The sequence below is a fragment of the Streptococcus sp. IsoGale021 genome (genome assembly GCF_031142795.1).
In the GTDB taxonomy this organism is placed as follows: domain Bacteria; phylum Bacillota; class Bacilli; order Lactobacillales; family Streptococcaceae; genus Streptococcus; species Streptococcus hominis.
Window position 1 is genome coordinate 37,908 of record NZ_JAKZJH010000001.1, and the last position, 21,703, is coordinate 59,610.

The window sequence follows — 21,703 nt, forward strand, 5'->3', positions numbered from 1 at the left end:
ACTTTTTATATTTGCATCGTGATTTCAAATTCCATAAAGAAACTACAGCTCTGCATTTTGGTAGAAAATGAACTAACACATCAATGCTTTAGAGGAAGAGGACATGCTACAGAATACCTTACGTTGTTAAGAAAATAGCTAAAAAGTTTATGAAACTACTACTTAATCTATCCAATTATTAGCATTTGCTTGCACTAGTTTCTTAGTAAATAGAAAAAAACGAGTCTGGCAATAAAGCCAAACTCGCTTTATAGATTGCTGAATCAGCTGATAGCAATATATCGTCTGTTGCCACTAAAAGCAATGTAAGAAATCCATGTCGCGCCATCTGCATTCAAAACCTTATCATAAGTGACCGATTGCCCGGCATCATAATAAGCCAATTCAGGGGCTGACATTCTAGCTTCTGCTTTGATAGAGGAGCGTTTTGTAAAACGATATACACCTTGAGCAGGGATAGAGGGTGTTTGGGGAGACGGAGTTGTTGGTTTTGACGGGGTTACTGATGAAGCGTAATCTCCACCTTCAAAGCCATAATATTCCTCTAAACTCAAACCAGAATGATAAACTTCATCAGCTTCCTTACCGATGTAACGAATATGCCATGCTTCTGGCATGTATCCTGTCGAAGCTTCTTTCCCTGGTTGGTAACGGACTACAAAACCGTAGTGATGTGCATTGTTCTTCAACCAATTACTTGCAGCAGTATCCTCTAAAAGATTGCCCGCTTTATCCGTTAAATCAAAGACAAGACCTGTTTGGTGCTCACTATAACCGGGACGTGCAGAGTAACGATCCGCAGCAGCTTGTCCATCTTTATTCACATAATTTTGATACAAAACTTTTTGATAATCATAAGTTCTGAAGCCACTATAAGCATATCCAACATTATAGCCTTTCGCAATCATATCATTTCTTAATCGAAGGAAAGCAGCTTTTGCAGTTAGATTTTCACCAGGATTGTAGTTAGCAGCCATCGGATGCTTTTTATTTGCTACTACAATTTCATCATATTTACCTTGGATAAAGTAGTAAGAGCCATTATATTGTACTTCTTTTGCACCCGTTTGAGAGCCTTCCACCTTGGTCGTTGTACCCGTTACACCTTGCAAGCTACCGTCTGACTGAATGTAATACATGTGAATGTTGTACTCGCCACGATTGTTTTTATGGCGGCGAATATCCACACTCAACTTGTAAGTGCCGTCTGTTTGCTTGGCTGCATCGTACCAGATCACATCATCTTGACCGCCTTGACTAGACCAAACAGGCAACTTCACTGTCTTTACACCCTTGGTGGAGCTGACATTTGTCACTACCACATCAAAACCTTGCAAAGTTTTATTCTCAATGTGAATCGTGCCAGTCACACTATATTTTGGCTCTTCTACCTTAGTCGTGGTACCCGTCACACCTTGCAAGCTGCCGTCTGACTGAACGTAATACATGTGCACGTTGTAGTCACCATAGTTATTTTTATGGCGACGAATGTCTACACTCAACTTGTAGGTGCCGTCATTTTGCTTAGCAGCGTCGTACCAGATGATGTCATCTTGACCGCCTTGGCTGGACCAAATAGGCAACTTCACTGTCTTCACACCCTTGGTCGAGCTGACATTTGTCACCACCACATCAAAACCTTGCGAAGTTTTATTCTCAATGTGAATCGTACCAGTCACCTGAACAGGTTTGGAAGCTTCTTCATTTGTTAAGGTTGCAATTGGGATATAACGACGTGTACCACTGTAGCTAACATAACTAATCCATTGATGATGATCTGCGTCTAATACCTTATCATAGCGAATCCGTTCTCCTTTTGCAAAGGTAAATTCAGTCTTAGCTGCCATTGCGGGACTATTTTTGACTTCAACCTCTTTTTTAAAAGTATAAACTCCTTGAGACGGAATGATTTCTCTCGCAGAACTTGGCTCAGCTACACTTGTCTTAGTGCCGCTAACACCTCTTACTTTACCGTTTGATTCAATGTAGTAAAGATGAATATTATAGGTGCCACGTTCACCCTTGTGCTTGTCAACATTGACAGAAACTTTATAATTTCCATCACTTTGCTTAGTGGCATCATACCAAATAATATCGTCTTGACCATCCTTATCTGTCCAGATAGGAACTTTCACTCTAGAAATTCCATTGCTGTCTGACACATTTGTAATCAGGACATCAAAGCCTTGAGATGTCTTATTTTGAATGTTAATAGTACCTGTTACGCTGTATTTGGGTTCTTCCACCTTGGTCGTTGTACCCGTTACACCTTGCAAGCTGCCATCTGACTGAACGTAATACATGTGCACGTTGTAGTCACCATAGTTGTTTTTATGGCGACGAATGTCCACACTCAACTTGTAGGTGCCGTCATTTTGCTTAGCGGCATCGTACCAAATGATGTCATCTTGACCGCCTTGACTGGACCAAATAGGCAACTTCACTGTCTTCACACCCTTGGTCGAGCTGACATTTGTCACCACCACATCAAAGCCTTGCGAGGTCTTATTTTCAATGTGAATCGTACCTGTCACCTTATTTTGAGCTGGTTTTTTAGACTCTGACTGAGCTAATTTTGTCACAGCCGCATAACGACGAACACCGCTATATGAAACATAGCTAATCCATTGATAGCCATCATTTTCCAGCACTTTATCATAGTAGACACTGTCGCCTCTATTAAAAGTAAATTGTGTCGGAGCTGACCATTTGGCTTCATTCTTAACCTCTGCCGTTCCAGAGAAAGTATATCTTCCTCTAGAAGGGAGTGTTCCTGTTGAAGAAGGTGTTGGCTTTGCAGGTTGAACTAGTTCTGTTACCAACTTATTAATAGCCGCATAGCGACGAGCTCCACTATAAGAGCGGTAACTTAGCCATTGGTATCCATCTGCAATCAAAACTTGGTCGTAAAAAACGCGATCCCCCGCATTCACATAAAATTGCAATGCTGCACTTGCTTTTGGTTCATTCTTCACTTCCGTACGTTTCGTATAAGTGTAATAGCCCTGACTTGGTAAAGAAGGTACACTTTGCGCTACTTTGGATTCTGCCAGACGTGCTTCGTGCGCTGTTTGCGTTTTATCCATCAATTTCGCAACATCAATTTCTTCTTTTCCTGCTTCTTTTTCGACAGGACTCTTTTCAATTTTTGCAGTTGTTGAAGGGGTAGCTGTGTCTGTTGTTGCATCAACAGATGAATTTGTTGTTTCGTCTTCTGTCTGTGTCGCCGCATCAACAGTCGTTGTTTGAGAAAGTGTCGTCTCTGTAGCTACAGAAACAGCTTTATCCGCTGAAGAACTAGTTGGCGCAGTTGTTGTTACAGCAGTTTCTTTTTGAGTTGCTGCTGATTGAGAAGACACATCAGTTGATTCAATTGTGTTTTGAGTCTTATTTACTGTGCCAACTTGAGCCGCTTCTGGTACTGTTCCAGTCGTGGCTTGTTCATCAGCTAACACGGTTTGACCGCCCATAAAGAGGACACATCCAATCAAAACAGAAGCCGCACCGCACGAATATTTACGAATGGAAAAACGTTGTTCTTCGTGATCAAACATTCTTTTTTTCATCACTTGTCCTACTTTCTAATTTATGTTTATCATCTTAATTTCTATAAAAGGGATGTGCATTGGCATTTTCATCTTGCCCAATCAAAATACGATCTGTATTAGAGACATTTCCTGTAATAGGATCAGCTATGCCTGCAGGAATCTTTAAATTCCAAGATCATTATACAGTTTTATTTTGTAAAAATAGACATATTATAGAAACACTTGTGGTTTATTTGTAATATTTCTATTACCTGAGGAGGAAAAGTCAACAATATCCTTAGTGTTTTACATCTGAATAGGCTATGTAGTAACGCTTAGGCTCTGTTCCATTAGAAACTACAAAACTATACCAATTTTCACCGTTTTCAAAAACATACTGATCCCAATCAACATTTCCTTTAGGATAAGTATAGGCAACTTCGCTTGATTTATCTGGTGAAGCATAAACTGGCGTGTCTTGGTACAGTTCAAGAGTCCCAGAGGTCACTTGAGTACCTCCTCCTTGAGATTGAACAATTGAAGGAGTCGAAGATTGCTGACTACTTGCACTATTTTGGCTATTTGAATTACTAATCTCTGATGATTGAGCATTTGTAACCGAATTGTCTTGCTCTTTATCAGTTATTTTATTATCATTAGTAGACGTTTTGTTATTTTGAGAAGCTTTTGTCTTTTTAGAGCTACTACTTTTTGTTGTTTTCGTTGTTTTTACTGAATGTCCATTTGTCCCACTTTTGACTTCGTTTTTATGACAAGCACCAAGTAAGAGCATAGAGCACAACATGGTTACACTTGCTAATTTATATGATTTTTTCATTGTATTTCCTTTCTTTTTCAGGAATCTTTAAATTCCAAAGTCATTATATAACTTTGTTTTGTAAAAATCAACATATTTTAGAAATATTTGTAATTTATTTGTAACAATTTCTTTATTCTCATATTCCTGATAGAAACAAAAAATTTTTGATAACATTCTTCATATTTTTAACAGAATTAAATCTCCTTTCTAGGTACACATTATATACCTTTGAATAAACTATTTCAATAGATTTTTATAAAAATAGTCATTTTTTTTATAATTATAACTATAATTATCTTCTGCGCTTGGATATATTCCCTTAGTTTTAAGGTAGCAGTTTCAAAAATAAAACACGAATAAAATTATCCCCATAATTAACTGGACATAAGATTATTCGTGTTTTTCTACAATTTATCTTTAACTTACACTTTTTGAAAATTATCACGAAGATACTTTTCAAGCGTCAATGCCATTTTTTCATTGCCGCTTAGTTTATATAATACTTGCGAAAGCGTAAAATATTGTTTTACAATACTTTGACTAGAAAAATCCTCGCTAATATTTGCTAATATACAGTATAAATCTGCTAATAAATAACTACAACTGTATTCATTACATTTTTCAATAACATCAAGCGTTTCCTCTATTCCCTTTTCAATCTGAGAGCTTTTCCAAAGATAGCGACAAAAATTATATCTAATTTTAATATAAATTTTCAACTCTATTATATGAGTAAAGTCAATACTTTGAAATTTAGGTAGTACTGCTTGATAACATTTTTCAAATTCATCATTATTTTTTTCTTCTAAAAAGAAATTAAGCAAGGTATTAGAGATACGAAGGTACATTAACTCATCTTTATTTAATCGCACAAGCATTTGTTCTAATTTTTTAATAGCCTCTTCTCTTTTATTATCACAATGAAATGAAACAATTGCCCCTATCCATTCAAGATAATTTTGGTCTGATAATGGCAATCTATGTTGTTTATCAACTTCTAAACTGTATAAATATTTTAATGAATCATACTCACGCTTTACTAGAAAGGATTCTACCAGCTCTTTGAATTGTACCAACTTAGATGTCTCACCAAGTACACTATCATCAAAAAAATAGTTCATTGTTACATTCATTTTTTTTGATAATGAATATAAAAGATCCGAACCAGGCATATACTTGCCTTTTTCCATTCTACTAATCTGACCTTGCTCACATACCCCTTCTGCTAATTCTTTTTGAGATAACCCTAATTCCAATCGCTTACTTTTTAATCTTGTAGCTAATAATGTACTCATACTATTCCTTCAACATTTTATAATTATTTTTCATTATATCATATGAGTTAAAGTATATAACATTAAATTTTTATGACAATAATAATTTTTTGGTATTATATCTATTGAAACGAGTTCAAAATTGCTAATCTATAGTTGACTCAAAGATTATAACTGTTCTGCTATTCGCTCTGCCAACACTTGGTATCCCGCAACGGTCAAATGCAGTCCATCAGTGGTGAATGCTTCTTTTAATTGTCCTGCTTCATTCAGCAGATTGTCATAGACATTCACAAAGGTCACACTCATATAAGCAGAAGCTAACTCTTGATAGACATGGTTGAGACTTTGAATTTTTCGATTGCTTCTTCGATGAACGCGCTTTTTGTAAGTAGCAGTTTCATTGACTGGTAGGACAGATAAAAGACAAACTTCTGCAAGAGGATAATTCCTAGTAATCGTTTGGATGATATTTTCCACATTTTTTACTGTTTCTTGCTGCGGGATTTCCTTGCCAATATCATTGGTGCCGATGAGGAGAAAGACCTTATCAACTGCCTGTCCAAATAAAAGAGATTCTAAATGCTCTAGCAACAAATCGGATTGATACCCTCGAATTCCACGGTTTATTAGTGTTTTTGACGTTTTTAACAACTCATGTAATGGAAAATACTCTACGATAGAATCTCCCAGAAAAAGTACATCGGGATCTTTGACGGATATACGATTCAAATCTTGGTACTTTTGTCTGACCTGCTCTTGCTCATTCAAAAGCCATTCATCTAATAATTGGACAGCCATTAACTCTCTCCTTTGCTCAAATAGCTCTCTAATACTGTCAGGACACCCGCCTCTGTATTTGCTGGTGCAAGGTGATTGGCAACTGCCTTGGTTTTAGGATCTGCATTCTCCATAGCATAGGAAATCCCTGCTAATTGCAGCATTTCAATGTCATTTTCACTATCTCCAAAGGCCATGATTTCTTGCTCTTGAATTTCCCATTTTTGCATCAATTGCTCCAACCCCCAAGCTTTATGGATTCCTTTTTGCAAAATGTCAATCGCTCCATAGCCGCTTGTGACTGCGTTTAATGTGTCTGCAAAATCCTGATTGAGCTGTCGAGTAGCCTGAACTGCTACTTGCTCGTTTACCACCATGCTCATTTTCAAAACTTGTGGGAAATCGTCTGGACGCAATGTTTCAACAAAGTTTATCTTTCGGTAAAATTCTTGCGCCATTTCTGCTGTCATGACTTTTTCAATCATAGGGAAAACCGTACCCGTTTTGACAAAGGCACCATTTTCAGCTGTGACAACGAGGTGCACATCACGTTCTCTCCCTTCAAAGTAAGACAAGACTTGTACAACTAAGTCTTGAGACCAACATGTGCCTAGCAGTATCTCATTTTTATCAAAAATCCGCGCACCGTTTGCGGCAATCAAGGTCACGCGCTCCAGCAAATCCACAAATAGCAAGCGCATTCGGTGAATTTCATTGCCCGTTGCCACCACAAACCGAATCTCCCGCTTGTCCAGCTCATCCAATATATTTTTCAACCGACCTCGATCGAATTCCCCTTTTTCATCTAAGAGCGTGCCATCCATATCAGTCACAATCATCTTAATTGGCATGTTATCACCTTTAACAATCATTCATTTCAAATTCAAATCCCATCGTTCATTTATTTCATGATGTACAACTATCCTTTTACCATTTCTGTAATTCCACTTGGATAACGCAGGACAGGATTGGCTACATTTACATCCTATTTCAAAAAGATTATAGCACATTTAAAAAATAGCAAAATAGCAAACAAAGTTTTTTCTTTTATTTTACCAAAAAGAGGGGTGAAGAGGAAACAATTGTATTCAAGCAAGGACTGGTCTTTTCGGGTATAGTTTTAAACTATATCCCTTCCTCTAAATTAACTATTTTTCAAAAGTGCTTAGCTTGTGTACAATAAAAAGTAAGAAATTTAGAAAGAGGCTTTTGACATGACACAATCAAAATTCCAGCTCGTTGGCTCTCTTCTTCGCCCAGCCAACCTCCTTGCCTACAAAAATAAAATCGAACATCGTGATGATATTCGCTATCCATTTTACGATAATTTTCCTGGTTATCATGAGACAGAGATAGCAGCGATAAAAAAAGTGATTGCTGATGAAAAGGCAAATGGTATTGATATTTTGACAGATGGTGAATATTCTAAGTCCATGTGGCATTTAGATTTTATTTGGGGACTTAAAGGTATTGAACGTTACATTGCAGACCACGGTTACACTTTCCAAGATCATGATGGCGGGCAGTACGAAACACGTAAAGACATCGGTATTCGCATTAGCCAGCCACTTTCAGGTAAAAATCACCATTTTTTAGATATTTACAAACTGCTCAAGGAAGAAGCTGGTGATACGCAAACAAAATTAACCATTTGGGGTCCTGCTCATGCTTATACAGAACTGGCTATCTTTGACGGGCTGGCTGGCGATGATCAAGTTTACAAAACAAATGAAGAATTAAAGACCGGTCTCATCAAGGCTTACAAAGAATTCTTGGCAGAATATAAGGAAGATGGCGGTGAAATCATTCAATTTGACGACTGCCTCTGGGAACTTTTCGACGAATCAAATCCTGCTTCGTTTTTTGCTGATGGCAATGCTGCGCTGGCTGATTTAGCTGATGAATTCATTGCAATCAATAACGAAGTGGCTGATTATGGACATCAGCTAGGACTGAAAGTTTGGACACACAACTGCCGTGGAAATTATGAAAGCCGTTCGGCATCAGGCGGAACTTATGAAGCCATTGCGGAAAAATTCTTGCGTGATCAACACTATGACCGCTTTTTCTTAGAATGGGACAGTGATGTATCTGGTGATTTGAAGGCTCTTGCTTCTCTTAAAGATAAAGATGCTGAAGTTGTTCTTGGACTTCTTTCTAGTAAGACAACTGATCTAGATGATGAAGAACGTGTACTTCGTTTATTAGAACAAGCCAGCACTATCCTTCCTAAGGATCGTCTCCTGCTGTCACATCAATGCGGTTTTGCTTCCTGCGATTCAGGCAATGAACTAGCTATTCCACAACAATGGGCCAAAATCAAACAAGGTCAAGAAATCGCTAAAAAGTTTTGGGATTAAGTTGTACGTGACGACATCTTATGACTGTTTAGTGAATCCTTATAAAACGCGAGACAAACTTCTTTTTGAGGTTTGTCTTTTTTGACCTTTGGCAATAAATACGACTGAAAAAGAGTAAAGTCAAAATGATTTCTCTATTTGGCAAATTTTTAAGGTAAAAACAACAGAGAGCGGCACTGAGATATTTTTCGCCTGATATCTATGTTACAACTTTCAGTTCATTTGTTTAACACAAAAAAGGAGGTTGGGACAAAAATTTCCAACCTCATGTATTTATCGTTTAGCTTGCAAAATGCAGTGGTTAATTGGATAACCTTATCCCTAGCTGTACCGGCGATAGTGGCTATCCTAACCAACTTGTGCGGAGGTGGGATAAAACGGTCCAGTAGGCTGTTTTAGGTCAGCAACTAGAAACTAGGACTTGCTGAAAAATCAAATTCTTCGAATGATTGATTTCTGTCCCACTCTCTATTTATAAGGAGCAAATTTATCAATTATACGGTCAGCTCAATCAGATTGCCTTCTAAACCCAGAATGCAGCTTTCATAGTAACCATCACCTGTCAGGCGTGGACCGCTTAAAAGTTGATAACCATCTGCTTGGAGCCTAGCTGTCAATTCATCTACCTTTTCTCTGCTTCCTAGACTAAAAGCCAAATGATGATAGCCCAAAAAGAGAAGTTCTTGGTTGTTCTCTGCTAAACCTTCCTTTCGGGTCATGATTTCCAATCTTGCTCCTTCGTCAAAGCTGAGGAAGTAAGACTGAAAACCTGTTTTCTGATTATAGTAGAGCTGATTACTTTTTGCTTCAAAATATGTTTCAAAGAAGCATTTCGCCCCTTCTAAATCTCGAACATAAAGGGCTGCATGCTCAATCTTCATAGAGTTTTTCTCCGTTCGTTGCAATGACTTCTTTGTACCAGTCAAATGATTTCTTCTTGTAGCGAGCCAAAGTCCCTGTTCCATCGTCGTTTCGGTCAACATAGATAAATCCGTAACGCTTGCTCATCTGAGCTGTTGAAGCAGACACGAGGTCAATACAGCCCCAAGTGGTATAGCCCCAGAGCTCAACACCATCTTCAATCGCTTCGCCGACCTGTTGCAAATGTTGTTTAAGATAATCAATACGATAATCATCTTCAACAGTTGGACCATTAGGACCATCTACCAAGACATCTTTAGCACCGAGACCATTTTCTACGATAAAGAGTGGCAACTGGTAGCGGTCATAGAAAGCATTGAGAACTAGACGCAGACCAATTGGGTCAACTTGCCAACCCCATTCAGAACTTGCCAGATAAGGGTTTTGCAGACCACCTAGAACATTTCCACGACCAGAAGAATAACTTTCTGGGTCATGAGCTTGAACCACACTCATATAATAAGAGAAGGAGATGAAGTCCACGGTATGTTCTGCCATCAATTTCTTATCACCCGGTGCAAATTGAATCTCAATTCCATTTTCCTTGAAGAAACGGTTCATATATGCTGGATATTTACCACGCGCATGAATATCTGAAAAGAGATAGTTTTGATTTTCAAACTCACGGGCAGCCAGTACATCCTCTGGTTTTGGCGTCATCGGATAAGCTGGCATGGCTAGCACCATACAACCAATCTTAAAGTCTGGATTGATTTCATGCCCAATCTTCGTTGCAAGAGCTGATGCCACTAGTTCGTGATGAACTGCTTGATAAAGGTCTTGCTTGGACAATTCTTCTACTGGTGTTGCAATCCCTCCACTCATAAATGGTGCATGAAGAACGGAGTTGATTTCATTAAAGGTCAACCAATATTTCACCTTGTCTTTGTAGCGAGTAAAGACAGTGCGAACATAGCGCTCATAAAAACCAATCAAATCACGATTTGCCCAACCATTGTACTTGCGTGCCAAGTATAGCGGTGTTTCATAGTGCGACAAAGTCACTAAAGGCTCAATACCATATTTTGCCAATTCATCAAAGAGGTCATCATAAAACTTTAGACCTGCTTCATTTGGCTCCGTTTCATCACCATTTGGGAAAATCCGCGACCAAGCAATGGAAGTACGATAGACCTTGAAGCCCATTTCTGCAAAAAGGGCAATGTCTTCTTTGTAACGATGATAAAAGTCAATCCCTTCTAATTTGAGATTGTCTGCTGTTGGCTCATCTGTAATCAAAGGATTGAGATCACCTGCTTTAGCTGGCATGCCGCCTTTTGGTGTCACATCTTGAACCGAAAGACCTTTCCCGTCCACATTGTAAGCTCCTTCGTATTGATTGGCAGCTGTTGCACCGCCCCAAAGAAAATCTGCCGGAAATTTACTCATGACTTTTACCTCTTTTATTTTTCACTTAATTATATTATAATCTTAGACAAGAGTATTTTCTAACACAATTCTCTTATAAATTGGTATTATTCTACGAAAGAGGCAACACTTATGGATCTGGGAACATTACACAAAGATATCGTTTACAAAAATCAAGGCACTCCTTATTCTCTCACACGAACTATTACAAAAAACGGTCAGCCGGACATTCTCTTTCATTGGCATACGGATGTTGAGCTGGTTTATGTTCATGAAGGAACTGCGCAGTTCCACATTGATTATGATTACTTTAATAGTGAGGCAGGTGATATTATCCTGATTCGTCCCAATGCTCTTCACTCCATTCACCCGATTGAAAATCAACGCCACTATATGGATGCGATTAACTTTCATTTAGACTTAATGGGCTATTCTGCGATGGATCAAGCTAGTATTGAATATTTGCAGCCACTTTATAATGGTCAGCTGGATTTTGTTCGTGTCATCAAGCCCAATCAGCCAGCCTATGCAGACATTCGGCAGTGTTTACTTGATGCCATGAAAACAGGCTATTATCGTACAGAGTATTTTGAATTTCAGCTCAAAGCCCAGCTCAACCAACTCTTTTTTCTCTTATTTGAAAATGGCTATGTGATTTCAAAAGAGCAATCTTTAGAAGGCTATCGCAAGGAAGAAAAAATCCGTACCATTATTGACTACATCGGTAGTCATTATCAAGAGGAGCTCACGATTGATCAGCTTGCTCAAATTTGTGGTTATAGCGATACCCATTTTATGAATTTCTTTAAGAAACATCTGGGGGTATCTTGCATGGAATACGTGATTCAATTTCGCTTGCGAAAAGCGGCTGAACTCTTGCAACACTCTACCTTGCCCGTCCTAGAAATTGCTACACAGTCTGGCTTTAACAATCTCTCTAACTTCAATCGTCAGTTTAAAAAGTATTACCAAATAACTCCTAGTCAATATCGGAAAAAATAACAAGGAGACATTCAATGAAAGATACTATCTGGTTGTTTCCGCTACTATTCATTTTTCATTATTTGGAAGAAATCATCGGCTTCATGCCGTGGATAGAGCGAAACGAAAAACTGCTAGCGAAAAAAGCTGCTTTCATTCTAAATACCCACAAAGGCTTATCTACAGAAGGTTTCGCGCTAGCTGTGGCAGAGGAATTTGTCGTGGTGCTCCTCGTCTCGTTCTTTGCTCTTATTTGCCACACTCGCCTACTTTACCTCATCTGGCTGGGCGGATTTGTCGCTTTCGCTCTTCATCTGGTGGTTCATATCCTGCAAGCTATCTGGCTTAGACGCTATATCCCAGCTCTTGCGACCTCTATCCTGTGCTTACCAGTTAGCAGTATCATCATTTGGAAAGCAAGCACTTTACTTCATGTCAACACAGTTGAACTCCTCTTTTTCAGTCTCATTGGTATTCTCATTCTCATCAGTAATCTCTTTTTTGCACTCTGGTTAGGGAGGCAGTTTTCTGGGTGGCTGAATAAGATTTTTTACAACTCGGAAAAAATTGAAAAACTTTAACATAAATGGTACACTAAAAATGTAAACGAATTCACAAAAATTAGAAATACGGCATTATAGTTTTGAGAAATAAGGGGGGAAGAATTATGAAAAAAGTCATATACTCGTCAATTGTTTTCTTATTAGCCTTCATTGTGATTACTGCGTGTGTTCATGGAAACACAGCACCAGCAAAACCATCAGATACTGTTAAAGCCAAGCAAACACAACGTTCTCATTTTTCTGCCTCTCAACAAAATTCTTCTAGTTCAAGCCAGACAAGTTCTTCTCAAACCTCAACTGCTGGAGAAAACAATTCTTCAGCTACTAATAAAACAGTCCCCTCTGAATCCATAGATAGTACCGACCCAAAAAGTCATGTAGGAGGGGAAAAGGTTCAACTAAATATCTCTACAATTGTCCAACGACGGTGGAATTACTGCGCACCAGCAACCGTATCTATGATACTGGCAAGTCAAGATCTTCAGGTTGACCAAGCCCAGCTAGCCAATGAAATGGGAACAGATGAAACTTTTGGAACTCATAATAGCAATGCTATAAAAGTTTTAAATCGCCATTTGTTTGGCTACGATGTACCATCAGGAAATCAAGCAGGATATCGTTTAGCAACTGTAACCAATCCTAATTCTGATTCAGAAGATATGAGATTATTCAAAAAACGCCTGATTCAAAATATCAATGGCGGCTATCCAATGTACTACACTTTCAATAATAGCAAAATATATCCCGGCAAAAGTGGAGAGCATAATGTTATCGGTGTAGGATATGTCTTAACAGAAGATGGTTCAGATGTTGCTTATGTCTATTATTTAGATCCATCTTATTTAGTCCAAGATTCTGTTTATGGAGGGTTAAAAATTGTGAGTCCAGAAGAATTGCTAAATGCAATGGTAAGTTGTACTGAACCAAATTATGCATGGTAAAAATCCTCTATACTATTGAATTTTACCAAAAACAAAAAGCCAGAAATTCTCAACGCAAGAATCTCTGGTCTTTTTTCTAAAGGAATAAACTTATTCGTTCCATTTCAAATTTACATGCTCATTCATTTCCTGATAAGCTGTGTCAATTCGTTCTTTGGTGGCTTGGTCTAATTGATTACGGTATTTTCCACCTTCAATGAAATCTTCTAAAATATAGGTCTGGTAGGTGTAGAGAGGATAGCCTTCCGGTGAATACGTCCCTTTCGCCACACGACTCACCCAACTCGGATGTGCCTGTACATCCTTGATAATCGTCCCTTTCTTTGATTTTTCAACCGTCACGTCCATGAGCACGCCGCGTTCTGTCCATTTCTTATTTTCCACACCGTCCATTGTCTCGATTCGCTGATTGGAGATAAAATTTCCCATAGAATAGATAATGAATTTCTTTTGCCCATTTTGTTTGACGACCTCTGATGGTTCAACGACATGCGGATGCCCGCCAAAGATAATATCCGCTCCCCACTCAATCATCTTATGATAAAGAGTTTTTTGCTCCTGTGTCGGTTCCAATTGATATTCAACCCCCATCTGAGGCATGACAACGGTTATATCAGCTTCTTTTTCGGCTCGCTCAATTTCTTTTTTCATCTTTTCTTCATTTAAATCCGACAAATGATGATTATAGTCTGCCTGAGAGAGATTTCCCTCTAAGCCATTAAATCCATAAGAATAAGCTAGGAGCGCAATTTTAATCCCATTTACTTTTTTAATGACAAGTGACGATTTATTCCGACTTTCATGAGTGTAAACTCCAATTGGTGTAATGCCTTGTTTTTCAAAAGCCTCTGCTGTTGTGGTAACACCTTCTAATTGGGAATCTAAAATGTGATTGTGTGCCAAATCCACGACTTGATAACCAGCGTCTTTGATAGCAGATACCACCGACTCTGGCGCATTGAACAGCGGGTAGCCCGCCAAAGGATAATTTGGTCGAATCGTCCCTTCAAAGTCTCCTAATACCAAGTCCGCTTTTTTCAACCAAGGTTTGACATATTGATAATTCTCTGTGAAATCATATGTCCCGTCTGACTGTAAGGCACTCATATATAGAAGGTCATGATACAGCAAATCTCCATTTGCCATGATACGAGCCATCTGTACACCATTTGAGGAAGAAGACATTTTTTTCTTTTGTACAATACTTGTTTTTGTAGGCCTTGTCTTCATCTTCATGCTATCGTTTATTTTCTCAGCTAATAAAATCACACTTGCTACTAAAAACACTACGCAAAGCAAGCCTAAAATAAACTGCCAATTAGTTGCTGACTGTATTTTCCGTTCTGATCTTTTCATCTCCTGTTCTCCTATACCTCTATTGTAGCACAAAGAAGCAGACATGACGCAGGAAATGATAAATAATAAAAAGGACGAAGCATGTTTGTAGTAGCTCTAGTTGATTTTTTCGACCAACTGTTTAGAACTCTACAAGTTTTGCTTGTCCTTTTCTTAGATTATTTACTTACTTTCAGCAAATCATCGCCTAGTTTCACATCGCCGCCAGCTAATGCTTCAACTGTCTTATAATCAGCTGTATTGGTTACAATGATTGGAGTTGTAACAGGATAACCTGCTTTCTTGATAGCATCTATATCAAAGCTTAGCAATAATTGACCCGCCTTGACCTTTGAGCCTTGAGTAACATGTGCCATAAAGCCTTCTCCTTCAAGAGCGACTGTATCCATGCCCACGTGAATCAAGATTTCAGCGCCATCATCAGTCGCTAAGCCAATCGCATGGTTGGTTGGGAAAAGCAGACGAATCACACCGTCAGCAGGAGCGACAACTTCGCCAACGCTAGGCTCAATTGCTACACCTTGACCCATTGCGCCACTTGCAAAAACAGCATCAGGCGTATCTTCGAGTGCGACCACTTTCCCGCTAAGCGGAGCTGTGATGACTTGCTCAGGAGCAATCTCTTCAACTGGCTGACTGATTTCTTCAGCAGCGACTTCTTGTGCCCCACCATAAAGAGTTGGAATCTTTGTAAATTGGGTCAATACAAATCCAAGAACAAAGCTGATTGCAATTGCTACAAGGAAGTGAATGAGTAATAGTGAGTCTTTTGGATCAATGAAAGACGGAATCGCAAAGAGTCCCATTCCACCCATTACTTGCATTTTGGCATTAAAGAAAGCGAGATAGGCCCCTTGAACTGCACCAGCAATACAAGTCATAATAAATGGTGTTCGCATTGGCAAGGTAATCCCGTAAATAGCTGGTTCTGTTACCCCAAACAAAGCCGAGATAAAAGCTGGAATAGCCAACTGTTTGACTTTTTCTTCTTTTGTACGCAAGAAGATATTGAGCAATGCTCCTGCTTGCGCAAAGCAAATAGCAATAGAAGCTACAAGAATGACACCTGGTCCTTTTTGTAATTCCAAAATTGCAAGCGGCACCAATCCCCAGTGGAGACCGAACATAACCAACACTTGCCACAAAGCACCCAGAATAATTCCATAAATAATTGGGCTGAAGCTATAAATACCTGTGAAAATAGCACCGACTATATCAGAAGCCCATGTCATGACTGGTCCAATGACAAGAAATGATAACGGTACCGTGATTAAGATAACAAAGAATGGAACAACAAAGACTTTGACAACATCTGGAATAATTCGTTTAAAGAATTTTTCAATTTTTGAGCCGACCCAAATTGCTAGAATGATTGGCAATACAGTTGATAGATAACTAGAAGCAGGAAAGATAATCGGCAAACCTAAGAAAGTTGCGTAGATTTTTGACTCAATAAAAGTTCCTGCAAATAGCGTGTAGAGTGGTTTAGCAGCTGTAAAGCTAGCTGCGATATTTGGATAGACCAAGGCAAAGCCAATCGCAAGCGCTGTGAATTTTTCCATTTTAAACCGCTTAGCAGCAGTCAAAGCCAGAATCAATGGTAAGAATTGGAAGAATCCGTCACCAGCGGCATTTAAGATGACATAAGCACCGTCTGTCGACTTAACACCACAAGCTGCCATAATGGCAACTACACCTTTGATCATACCAGCTGCAGAAAGAGCTCCCAGCATTGGTTGGAAAAGTCCTGACACCAAAGCGATAAATCGGTCAAATAGATTTCCTTGCGGAACATCTCCCTCATCCACATCAATACTTCCCTCACTAGAAATGCCTGCTTCCTTAATGACCGCCGCATACACATCTGGCACATGGTTCCCAATCACCACTTGGTATTGTCCACCAGCTTTTACAACCGTTACAATACCGTCTCTATTTTTCAAGTATTCCGTGTCTGCCTTGCTCTCATCTTTCAGAGAAAAACGCAAACGCGTCACACAGTGCACTAACTTGATGATATTTTCCTTGCCACCAACGTGAGCAACAATATCCTGAGCTAAGTCAGTATAATCTTTTGCCATAATGGACCTCCTTTATTTTTTAGGTCAGCTGTGTTGTTGCACATATAAATATAGAACAACGATAACAAAAAAACCTAAACACATACCAAATAGAAAGTAGTTCCCCTACTTCATATCTCGTATTTGTCTAGGTTTTGCCTGCATGACCAGTAACAATCCATGAATTAAGTATAACACAAGTTTCTAAAAATGCAAGCGGTTTCTAAAAGTTTTTTTAAATTTGAAAAAATCGTTATCAAACTAGAGATAGAGCTGCCATTCAATAACGAAGTAAGACAATTAAAAAACTTTGATTGGATTATCACCAACCAAAGTTTTGATTTATAAGAATGTGTAAAATCGTTTTTTTACTTCATCTCATTTGTCAGCCGCTCGTATACATCAACGACTTCTTTTGCCAAGTCAATGAAAGTCAAACTTGTCATCAAATGATCCTGAGCATGCACCATCAAAAGACTGAGCTCAATTTTTTCACCTTGAGCTTCCTGTGTCAGCATCACTGTCTGTGACTTGTGTGCTAAAACTAATGCCTCATCTGCTGCTTTTAACTTTTCATGTGCTTCTTCAAAACAGCCTTTTTTAGCTTTTTGAATCGCTTCAAAAGCATTGCTCTTCGCCTCGCCACCATACATAATGAGGGACATGATACTTTCTAAATTTGAATTTTCCATATCAATCTTCTAGCCTCCGATCAGTCCCTCAGCTAACGCTAGCACCTTTGAACCATTCATCATGCCATAATCCACCATTGGGATAACTCCAATTGGAATGTTTTTATACTTCAATTTTTCCGTAAATTGCTCTAATAGATACCGAACTTGCGGTCCTAATAGCAAAACATCTACTTTTTTCTCCAAAATGATGTCGTCCACTTCCTGAGCTGGGACTGCAAAAATCTCTGCATCTAATCCTTTTTCATCTGCTGCAGCTTGCATTTTTGTGACAAGCAAGCTGGTACTCATGCCCGCAGCACATGCTAGCATAATGGTCGTTTTAGCCATGTTTACTCCTTCTATTTTATCAAATGATTACTGTCTACCGATTAACGGATCTTGCTAAACGTGACACAGTATGCCGAATGCCACGAATTGTATTGCTCAGTGCATAAATATTATCCACTACTGCCAAACCACCATAGCCTGCATCTCCAATATGTTGAATATCCACACCACAAATTTTATTGCGAAGCGCGATTTGTTTAATCGTATCCACATCTGATGTCTCTTGGCTAGTGCCAATAGCGCTTAAGACTAAACCTCTTTTACTATGTACTAGATCTACGACAGCTCTCATTTCTTCATCGTTGAAAGCAGGAACCGTTCCAACGGCTGGCACCAAAATCACATCTGCACCCGCTTCTAATAATTGTTCAGCTGTCTGAAGATCTGCAACCGGCTCAGACACTCCTGCACCGTGCATTTTCCCAGCTATAATCAAACCTGAGAAATATTGTTTAGCCAATTTCACCGCAGCAACAATTTCTTTATTGCTAACTCCTGTACCGGGATTTCCTGTCAAACAGACAAAATCAAAACCTAATTTTTCGATTTGCTCAAAAGAAGCTTGACTGGCTTGTCGACCAGCAGCGATCACTTGTACTTCTTCCAACATATCTGCTTGCAAATCAACAGGTTCTAGATTGACCCCGATTGGTGCTCCGACTAAGCGATGGAGCTCTCGAACCACTTGACTGTCTTCACAGTCCAATCCAAAGATCTTTGGATTAAAAACATCTAAACAATTCAGCAAAATCATATCTGCACCAAAAGCTCTTGCAATTTCAGCATTGGTAATATCTCCGACAAAGGTTTCACGAATGACAACATTTTCGGATAAAACAACTCGCCCTTCACTCGCTTGAATGCTTTGTTTCAATTCTTGGGCTGTCATATTCAAAATTTCCGAAGGATTTGCACTAATTAATCGTTTCATATTCTCATCTCCCTACTGATTTTCTTCTGCTTTAAAGCGTTTTTCAATAGTAATTACAAATGGAATATAGATTAAAATATCAATCACAATAAGAACAGCTTGTAAAATAGACGCTTTAAAACTTCCCGTTGCCAGCAAGCCACTAATAATCGGAGGAGTTGTCCAACCTGGATCAGTATATGTTAACGGTACCAGACCACTTGCCATAGATGACCACGCAACGATAAGATTCGCAATCGGTGCCAAAATGAATGGAAACAGAAGCAAGATATTTAAGACAATTGGCACACCAAACATGGTTGGCTCATTGATATTGAACAAGCCTGGAACTACTGTAATAGGTGCTAGTGTTTTGATCTGCTTACTTGATTTTTTCTTTTTCGCTAAATAACCAATCGCTAATACCAAGCCAATAGTTGCGCCACCACCGCCAATGAAGACGAAATTATCCATGAAAACACTAGTAAAGATATGTGGTAATTTTTCCCCTGCTTGATAAGCAACTTTATTGGCATCAAGGTTCGAAAGCCACAATGGTTTCATAACCGCATTGACAACATTGCCTCCATGAAGTCCAACAAACCAGAATGAACTATTTAAAGCGACTAGAATCATCAAACCAAATAAATTATTACCTAGTAGGCCTAGCGGTTTTCCTAAAACAGTTTGAGCTACCGCATGCAAATTTGGTAGTTTTAAACTTGCTAAAAGGGCATAAACCAACAACCAGCCTGTGATAATCACTGCACCTGGAATAATGGCGCTGAAACTTTTTGAAACTGCCGGCGGAACACCATCAGGCATTTTAATTTGAACATTATGATTGATAAACCATTGATAGATGTAACCATTTACCAAGCCAAGAATGATTGCTACAAAAAGACCTTGTGAAGCTAAAAATGCTGTAGGAACACCGTTTCCTGTTTTAGTAGCAAGGAATGGTGTCACTGTGATAAAGGCAGCAAGCGAGATAATCCCAGAAGGAATCCCATCCACTTTGTATTGGCGGCTCATATAGTAGGCAATCCCAAAACTGGCTACCAAACCAATCAGACCAAAACTACTATCCACGCCTTTCCATAGATAGGCAGAAACCCCAATTTTGGTCAAATAAGCTTCCCATCCTGGAACAGGAAAACTAGCAATAACCATAAACAAAGAACCAATCAACAGTAATGGTACTGCAAGCGTAATTCCATCCCGAATTGCCACTAAGCCTTTATTATTTCCCAGCTTAATGGCAATGGGCATTAACTTCTCTTGTAAAAATTTGTCCATCTTTACAATCTCCTTTGGTTATAATATATTATTAAATAGTAGACAAAACCAACTTTATCTCGCCTTTTAATTATATTTTAGAATTATTACCTACAAAAGTCAAGCGCTTTCACTTATATTTGATAATTTTTTATAATCAATATATAATAGATGCAGGGAAGGATGGTAGTTAATGAATCAAACGAAAAAACAAGCTGAGTTACGAACAATTATTTTAGATAAAATTTACGCCAAGGGGCCAATTTCTCGCATTGATATTTCAAAAGAGACGGGTATTACTCCTGCCACAGTCAGTGCAATTACAGGAGATTTTATTCAAGAAAAACTGCTATATGAACTAGGAGAAGACGAGGAGCATGCAAAGGTCGGACGCAAAAAGATCCTCTTGAATATCAAAAGACAACACTCCTATTTCATCGGCTGTGAACTGTCAGAAAAGTATTTTTCTTTTGTTTTGAGTGATAATACAGGAAATGTGATTAATAAAGATAAAGCAACCGTCACCTCGGAAAAAATTCTAGCAGAAGGCGCTGATTTGTTTTGTCATTTACTTGAACAATTCATTTTTCGGAACAATTCCTATACAATTCAAGCTGTAGGAGTAGCTATCCCTGGACGCTATTTGCACAATGATTTGATTACAACAAACAATCAAACATGGAAACAATTTGATCTAGCGAAGATTAAAAACGAGTTCTCTTTTCCAATTTACTTTTCTAATAATGTCAATTGCATGGCACTAGCAAAGCGCCTTTTTTCTGCTTACCAACTGGATGAGAATTTTATCTATTTTCATTTTGCACGGGGTATGCACTGCTCTTATATGTACAATGGCAAAATCTACGGCAAAAGCAATATTGTCATCGGCGAAATTGGTCATACCGTCGTTTGTCCTGACGGAGAAGTCTGTGGTTGTGGACGCAGAGGCTGTTTGCAGACTTACGCTAGTGAAAGCTGGCTGATAAAAAAAGCAAAAATCATCTTTGAAACTGCCGAGTTGACACATTTAAAATCACTTGTCACAGATAAAGAAGAGATCACGATTCAAACTATCCTCACAGCATATAACTTAGGAGACCAAGCTATTCTCAATCTCCTGCATTTGGCATTTAAGTATTTGGCACAATCCCTGCTAAACCTTAGCATGATGATTGATGCAAAGAAAATTTATCTGCACAGTCCCATCTTGACTGATGACAAAGTCATTGCAGCTTTCTATCAAGAAATCTCACTACAACCAAAACTACTCTTCAAAGACTTGCCTGAACTCATTATCGAGCCTTATAGTGATTTTACTGGCGCAGTCGCTGGCGTTGCTCTTTGTTTGCAAAAGGAGTTTTTATCCATTTAGCTTCATTATGGCTCATAAACTTGTTATACTTATTACAAAAATTAGAGGTCAGAACAATTGTCACGAACCTCTAATTTTTACTATACAATACAAGATGGACTTACTAACTTGTCTGAAATATTTATAAAGAAAGAACCTCTATTGTGTCAAAGAGGTTCTTCAAAGATTCC

Annotated in this window: 18 protein-coding genes; 5 read left to right on the forward strand and 13 right to left on the reverse strand. The window is 38.7% G+C overall.

Annotated features, from left to right (window positions below):
* Positions 1-263 precede the first annotated feature (263 nt).
* The 5 genes from ldcB to RG565_RS00215 all read right to left on the reverse strand — a co-directional run bounded on the left by ldcB (position 264) and on the right by RG565_RS00215 (position 7,252).
* Positions 264-3,566, reverse strand: coding sequence for an LD-carboxypeptidase LdcB/DacB (gene ldcB, locus RG565_RS00195; protein ID WP_282187071.1), 3,303 nt, complete (start codon positions 3,564-3,566; stop codon positions 264-266).
* Positions 3,567-3,825: 259 nt separating this feature from the next.
* A complete protein-coding gene (locus tag RG565_RS00200) occupies positions 3,826-4,365 on the reverse strand; it encodes a hypothetical protein (protein ID WP_247937410.1) in 540 nt (179 codons plus the stop codon).
* 404 nt (positions 4,366-4,769) lie between these two features.
* Entirely contained in the window at positions 4,770-5,642 is an 873-nt protein-coding gene (locus RG565_RS00205; protein ID WP_070670159.1) for a helix-turn-helix domain-containing protein, read from the reverse strand.
* A 147-nt stretch (positions 5,643-5,789) separates the two neighbouring features.
* On the reverse strand, positions 5,790-6,422 hold the full coding sequence (locus RG565_RS00210) for an SGNH/GDSL hydrolase family protein (RefSeq protein WP_247937409.1): 633 nt from the start codon (positions 6,420-6,422) through the stop codon (positions 5,790-5,792).
* Entirely contained in the window at positions 6,422-7,252 is an 831-nt protein-coding gene (locus RG565_RS00215; RefSeq protein WP_247937408.1) for a Cof-type HAD-IIB family hydrolase, read from the reverse strand. The genes RG565_RS00210 and RG565_RS00215 overlap by 1 nt, the downstream gene beginning before the upstream one ends.
* A 363-nt stretch (positions 7,253-7,615) precedes the next feature.
* Here RG565_RS00215 and RG565_RS00220 point away from each other — a divergent pair, with 363 nt between their 5' ends.
* Entirely contained in the window at positions 7,616-8,761 is a 1,146-nt protein-coding gene (locus RG565_RS00220) for a cobalamin-independent methionine synthase II family protein (protein WP_247937407.1), read from the forward strand.
* Positions 8,762-9,255: 494 nt separating this feature from the next.
* Here the strand turns inward: RG565_RS00220 and RG565_RS00225 are convergent, their stop codons facing one another.
* Both RG565_RS00225 and RG565_RS00230 read right to left on the reverse strand, forming a co-directional pair.
* Positions 9,256-9,642 (reverse strand): VOC family protein, encoded by a 387-nt coding sequence (locus tag RG565_RS00225; protein WP_247937406.1) that lies wholly within the window; start codon positions 9,640-9,642, stop codon positions 9,256-9,258.
* On the reverse strand, positions 9,632-11,071 hold the full coding sequence (locus tag RG565_RS00230) for a glycoside hydrolase family 1 protein (RefSeq protein WP_247937405.1): 1,440 nt from the start codon (positions 11,069-11,071) through the stop codon (positions 9,632-9,634). Before RG565_RS00230 ends, RG565_RS00225 begins: the two co-directional genes overlap by 11 nt.
* 111 nt (positions 11,072-11,182) lie before the next feature.
* Between RG565_RS00230 and RG565_RS00235 the strand changes: the two genes are divergently transcribed.
* From RG565_RS00235 to RG565_RS00245, 3 genes are all read left to right on the forward strand, one after another.
* Positions 11,183-12,052: an AraC family transcriptional regulator gene (locus RG565_RS00235; protein ID WP_003039856.1), complete on the forward strand. Its 870-nt coding sequence runs from the start codon at positions 11,183-11,185 to the stop codon at positions 12,050-12,052.
* 14 nt (positions 12,053-12,066) lie between these two features.
* On the forward strand, positions 12,067-12,612 hold the full coding sequence (locus tag RG565_RS00240) for an HXXEE domain-containing protein (protein WP_247937404.1): 546 nt from the start codon (positions 12,067-12,069) through the stop codon (positions 12,610-12,612).
* An 86-nt stretch (positions 12,613-12,698) separates the two neighbouring features.
* Positions 12,699-13,535 carry a C39 family peptidase gene (locus RG565_RS00245; RefSeq protein WP_247937403.1) on the forward strand — a complete coding sequence of 279 codons (837 nt, stop codon included), beginning with the start codon at positions 12,699-12,701 and terminating at the stop codon, positions 13,533-13,535.
* A 90-nt stretch (positions 13,536-13,625) separates the two neighbouring features.
* Here the strand turns inward: RG565_RS00245 and RG565_RS00250 are convergent, their stop codons facing one another.
* The 6 genes from RG565_RS00250 to RG565_RS00275 form a co-directional block, all read right to left on the reverse strand.
* Positions 13,626-14,891: a CapA family protein gene (locus RG565_RS00250; protein ID WP_247937402.1), complete on the reverse strand. Its 1,266-nt coding sequence runs from the start codon at positions 14,889-14,891 to the stop codon at positions 13,626-13,628.
* A 158-nt stretch (positions 14,892-15,049) separates the two neighbouring features.
* On the reverse strand, positions 15,050-16,972 hold the full coding sequence (locus RG565_RS00255) for a beta-glucoside-specific PTS transporter subunit IIABC (RefSeq protein ID WP_247937401.1): 1,923 nt from the start codon (positions 16,970-16,972) through the stop codon (positions 15,050-15,052).
* Positions 16,973-17,319: 347 nt separating this feature from the next.
* Entirely contained in the window at positions 17,320-17,643 is a 324-nt protein-coding gene (locus tag RG565_RS00260) for a PTS lactose/cellobiose transporter subunit IIA (RefSeq protein ID WP_247937400.1), read from the reverse strand.
* A 9-nt stretch (positions 17,644-17,652) separates the two neighbouring features.
* A complete protein-coding gene (locus tag RG565_RS00265; RefSeq protein ID WP_221735319.1) occupies positions 17,653-17,973 on the reverse strand; it encodes a PTS sugar transporter subunit IIB in 321 nt (106 codons plus the stop codon).
* A 34-nt stretch (positions 17,974-18,007) separates the two neighbouring features.
* Positions 18,008-18,904 (reverse strand): haloacid dehalogenase-like hydrolase, encoded by an 897-nt coding sequence (locus tag RG565_RS00270; protein WP_247937399.1) that lies wholly within the window; start codon positions 18,902-18,904, stop codon positions 18,008-18,010.
* A gap of 12 nt (positions 18,905-18,916) precedes the next feature.
* Positions 18,917-20,182 (reverse strand): PTS sugar transporter subunit IIC, encoded by a 1,266-nt coding sequence (locus RG565_RS00275; RefSeq protein ID WP_195323247.1) that lies wholly within the window; start codon positions 20,180-20,182, stop codon positions 18,917-18,919.
* Positions 20,183-20,354: 172 nt separating this feature from the next.
* Between RG565_RS00275 and RG565_RS00280 the strand changes: the two genes are divergently transcribed.
* Entirely contained in the window at positions 20,355-21,533 is a 1,179-nt protein-coding gene (locus RG565_RS00280) for an ROK family transcriptional regulator (RefSeq protein WP_247937398.1), read from the forward strand.
* Positions 21,534-21,703 lie beyond the last annotated feature (170 nt).

Coding starts and splice junctions, on each gene's coding strand:
- ldcB (WP_282187071.1), bottom strand. CDS start 3,566: ATGAAAAAAAGAATGTTTGATCACGAAGAACAACGTTTTTCCATTCGT.
- RG565_RS00200 (WP_247937410.1), bottom strand. CDS start 4,365: ATGAAAAAATCATATAAATTAGCAAGTGTAACCATGTTGTGCTCTATG.
- RG565_RS00205 (WP_070670159.1), bottom strand. CDS start 5,642: ATGAGTACATTATTAGCTACAAGATTAAAAAGTAAGCGATTGGAATTA.
- RG565_RS00210 (WP_247937409.1), bottom strand. CDS start 6,422: ATGGCTGTCCAATTATTAGATGAATGGCTTTTGAATGAGCAAGAGCAG.
- RG565_RS00215 (WP_247937408.1), bottom strand. CDS start 7,252: ATGCCAATTAAGATGATTGTGACTGATATGGATGGCACGCTCTTAGAT.
- RG565_RS00220 (WP_247937407.1), top strand. CDS start 7,616: ATGACACAATCAAAATTCCAGCTCGTTGGCTCTCTTCTTCGCCCAGCC.
- RG565_RS00225 (WP_247937406.1), bottom strand. CDS start 9,642: ATGAAGATTGAGCATGCAGCCCTTTATGTTCGAGATTTAGAAGGGGCG.
- RG565_RS00230 (WP_247937405.1), bottom strand. CDS start 11,071: ATGAGTAAATTTCCGGCAGATTTTCTTTGGGGCGGTGCAACAGCTGCC.
- RG565_RS00235 (WP_003039856.1), top strand. CDS start 11,183: ATGGATCTGGGAACATTACACAAAGATATCGTTTACAAAAATCAAGGC.
- RG565_RS00240 (WP_247937404.1), top strand. CDS start 12,067: ATGAAAGATACTATCTGGTTGTTTCCGCTACTATTCATTTTTCATTAT.
- RG565_RS00245 (WP_247937403.1), top strand. CDS start 12,699: ATGAAAAAAGTCATATACTCGTCAATTGTTTTCTTATTAGCCTTCATT.
- RG565_RS00250 (WP_247937402.1), bottom strand. CDS start 14,891: ATGAAAAGATCAGAACGGAAAATACAGTCAGCAACTAATTGGCAGTTT.
- RG565_RS00255 (WP_247937401.1), bottom strand. CDS start 16,972: ATGGCAAAAGATTATACTGACTTAGCTCAGGATATTGTTGCTCACGTT.
- RG565_RS00260 (WP_247937400.1), bottom strand. CDS start 17,643: ATGGAAAATTCAAATTTAGAAAGTATCATGTCCCTCATTATGTATGGT.
- RG565_RS00265 (WP_221735319.1), bottom strand. CDS start 17,973: ATGGCTAAAACGACCATTATGCTAGCATGTGCTGCGGGCATGAGTACC.
- RG565_RS00270 (WP_247937399.1), bottom strand. CDS start 18,904: ATGAAACGATTAATTAGTGCAAATCCTTCGGAAATTTTGAATATGACA.
- RG565_RS00275 (WP_195323247.1), bottom strand. CDS start 20,182: ATGGACAAATTTTTACAAGAGAAGTTAATGCCCATTGCCATTAAGCTG.
- RG565_RS00280 (WP_247937398.1), top strand. CDS start 20,355: ATGAATCAAACGAAAAAACAAGCTGAGTTACGAACAATTATTTTAGAT.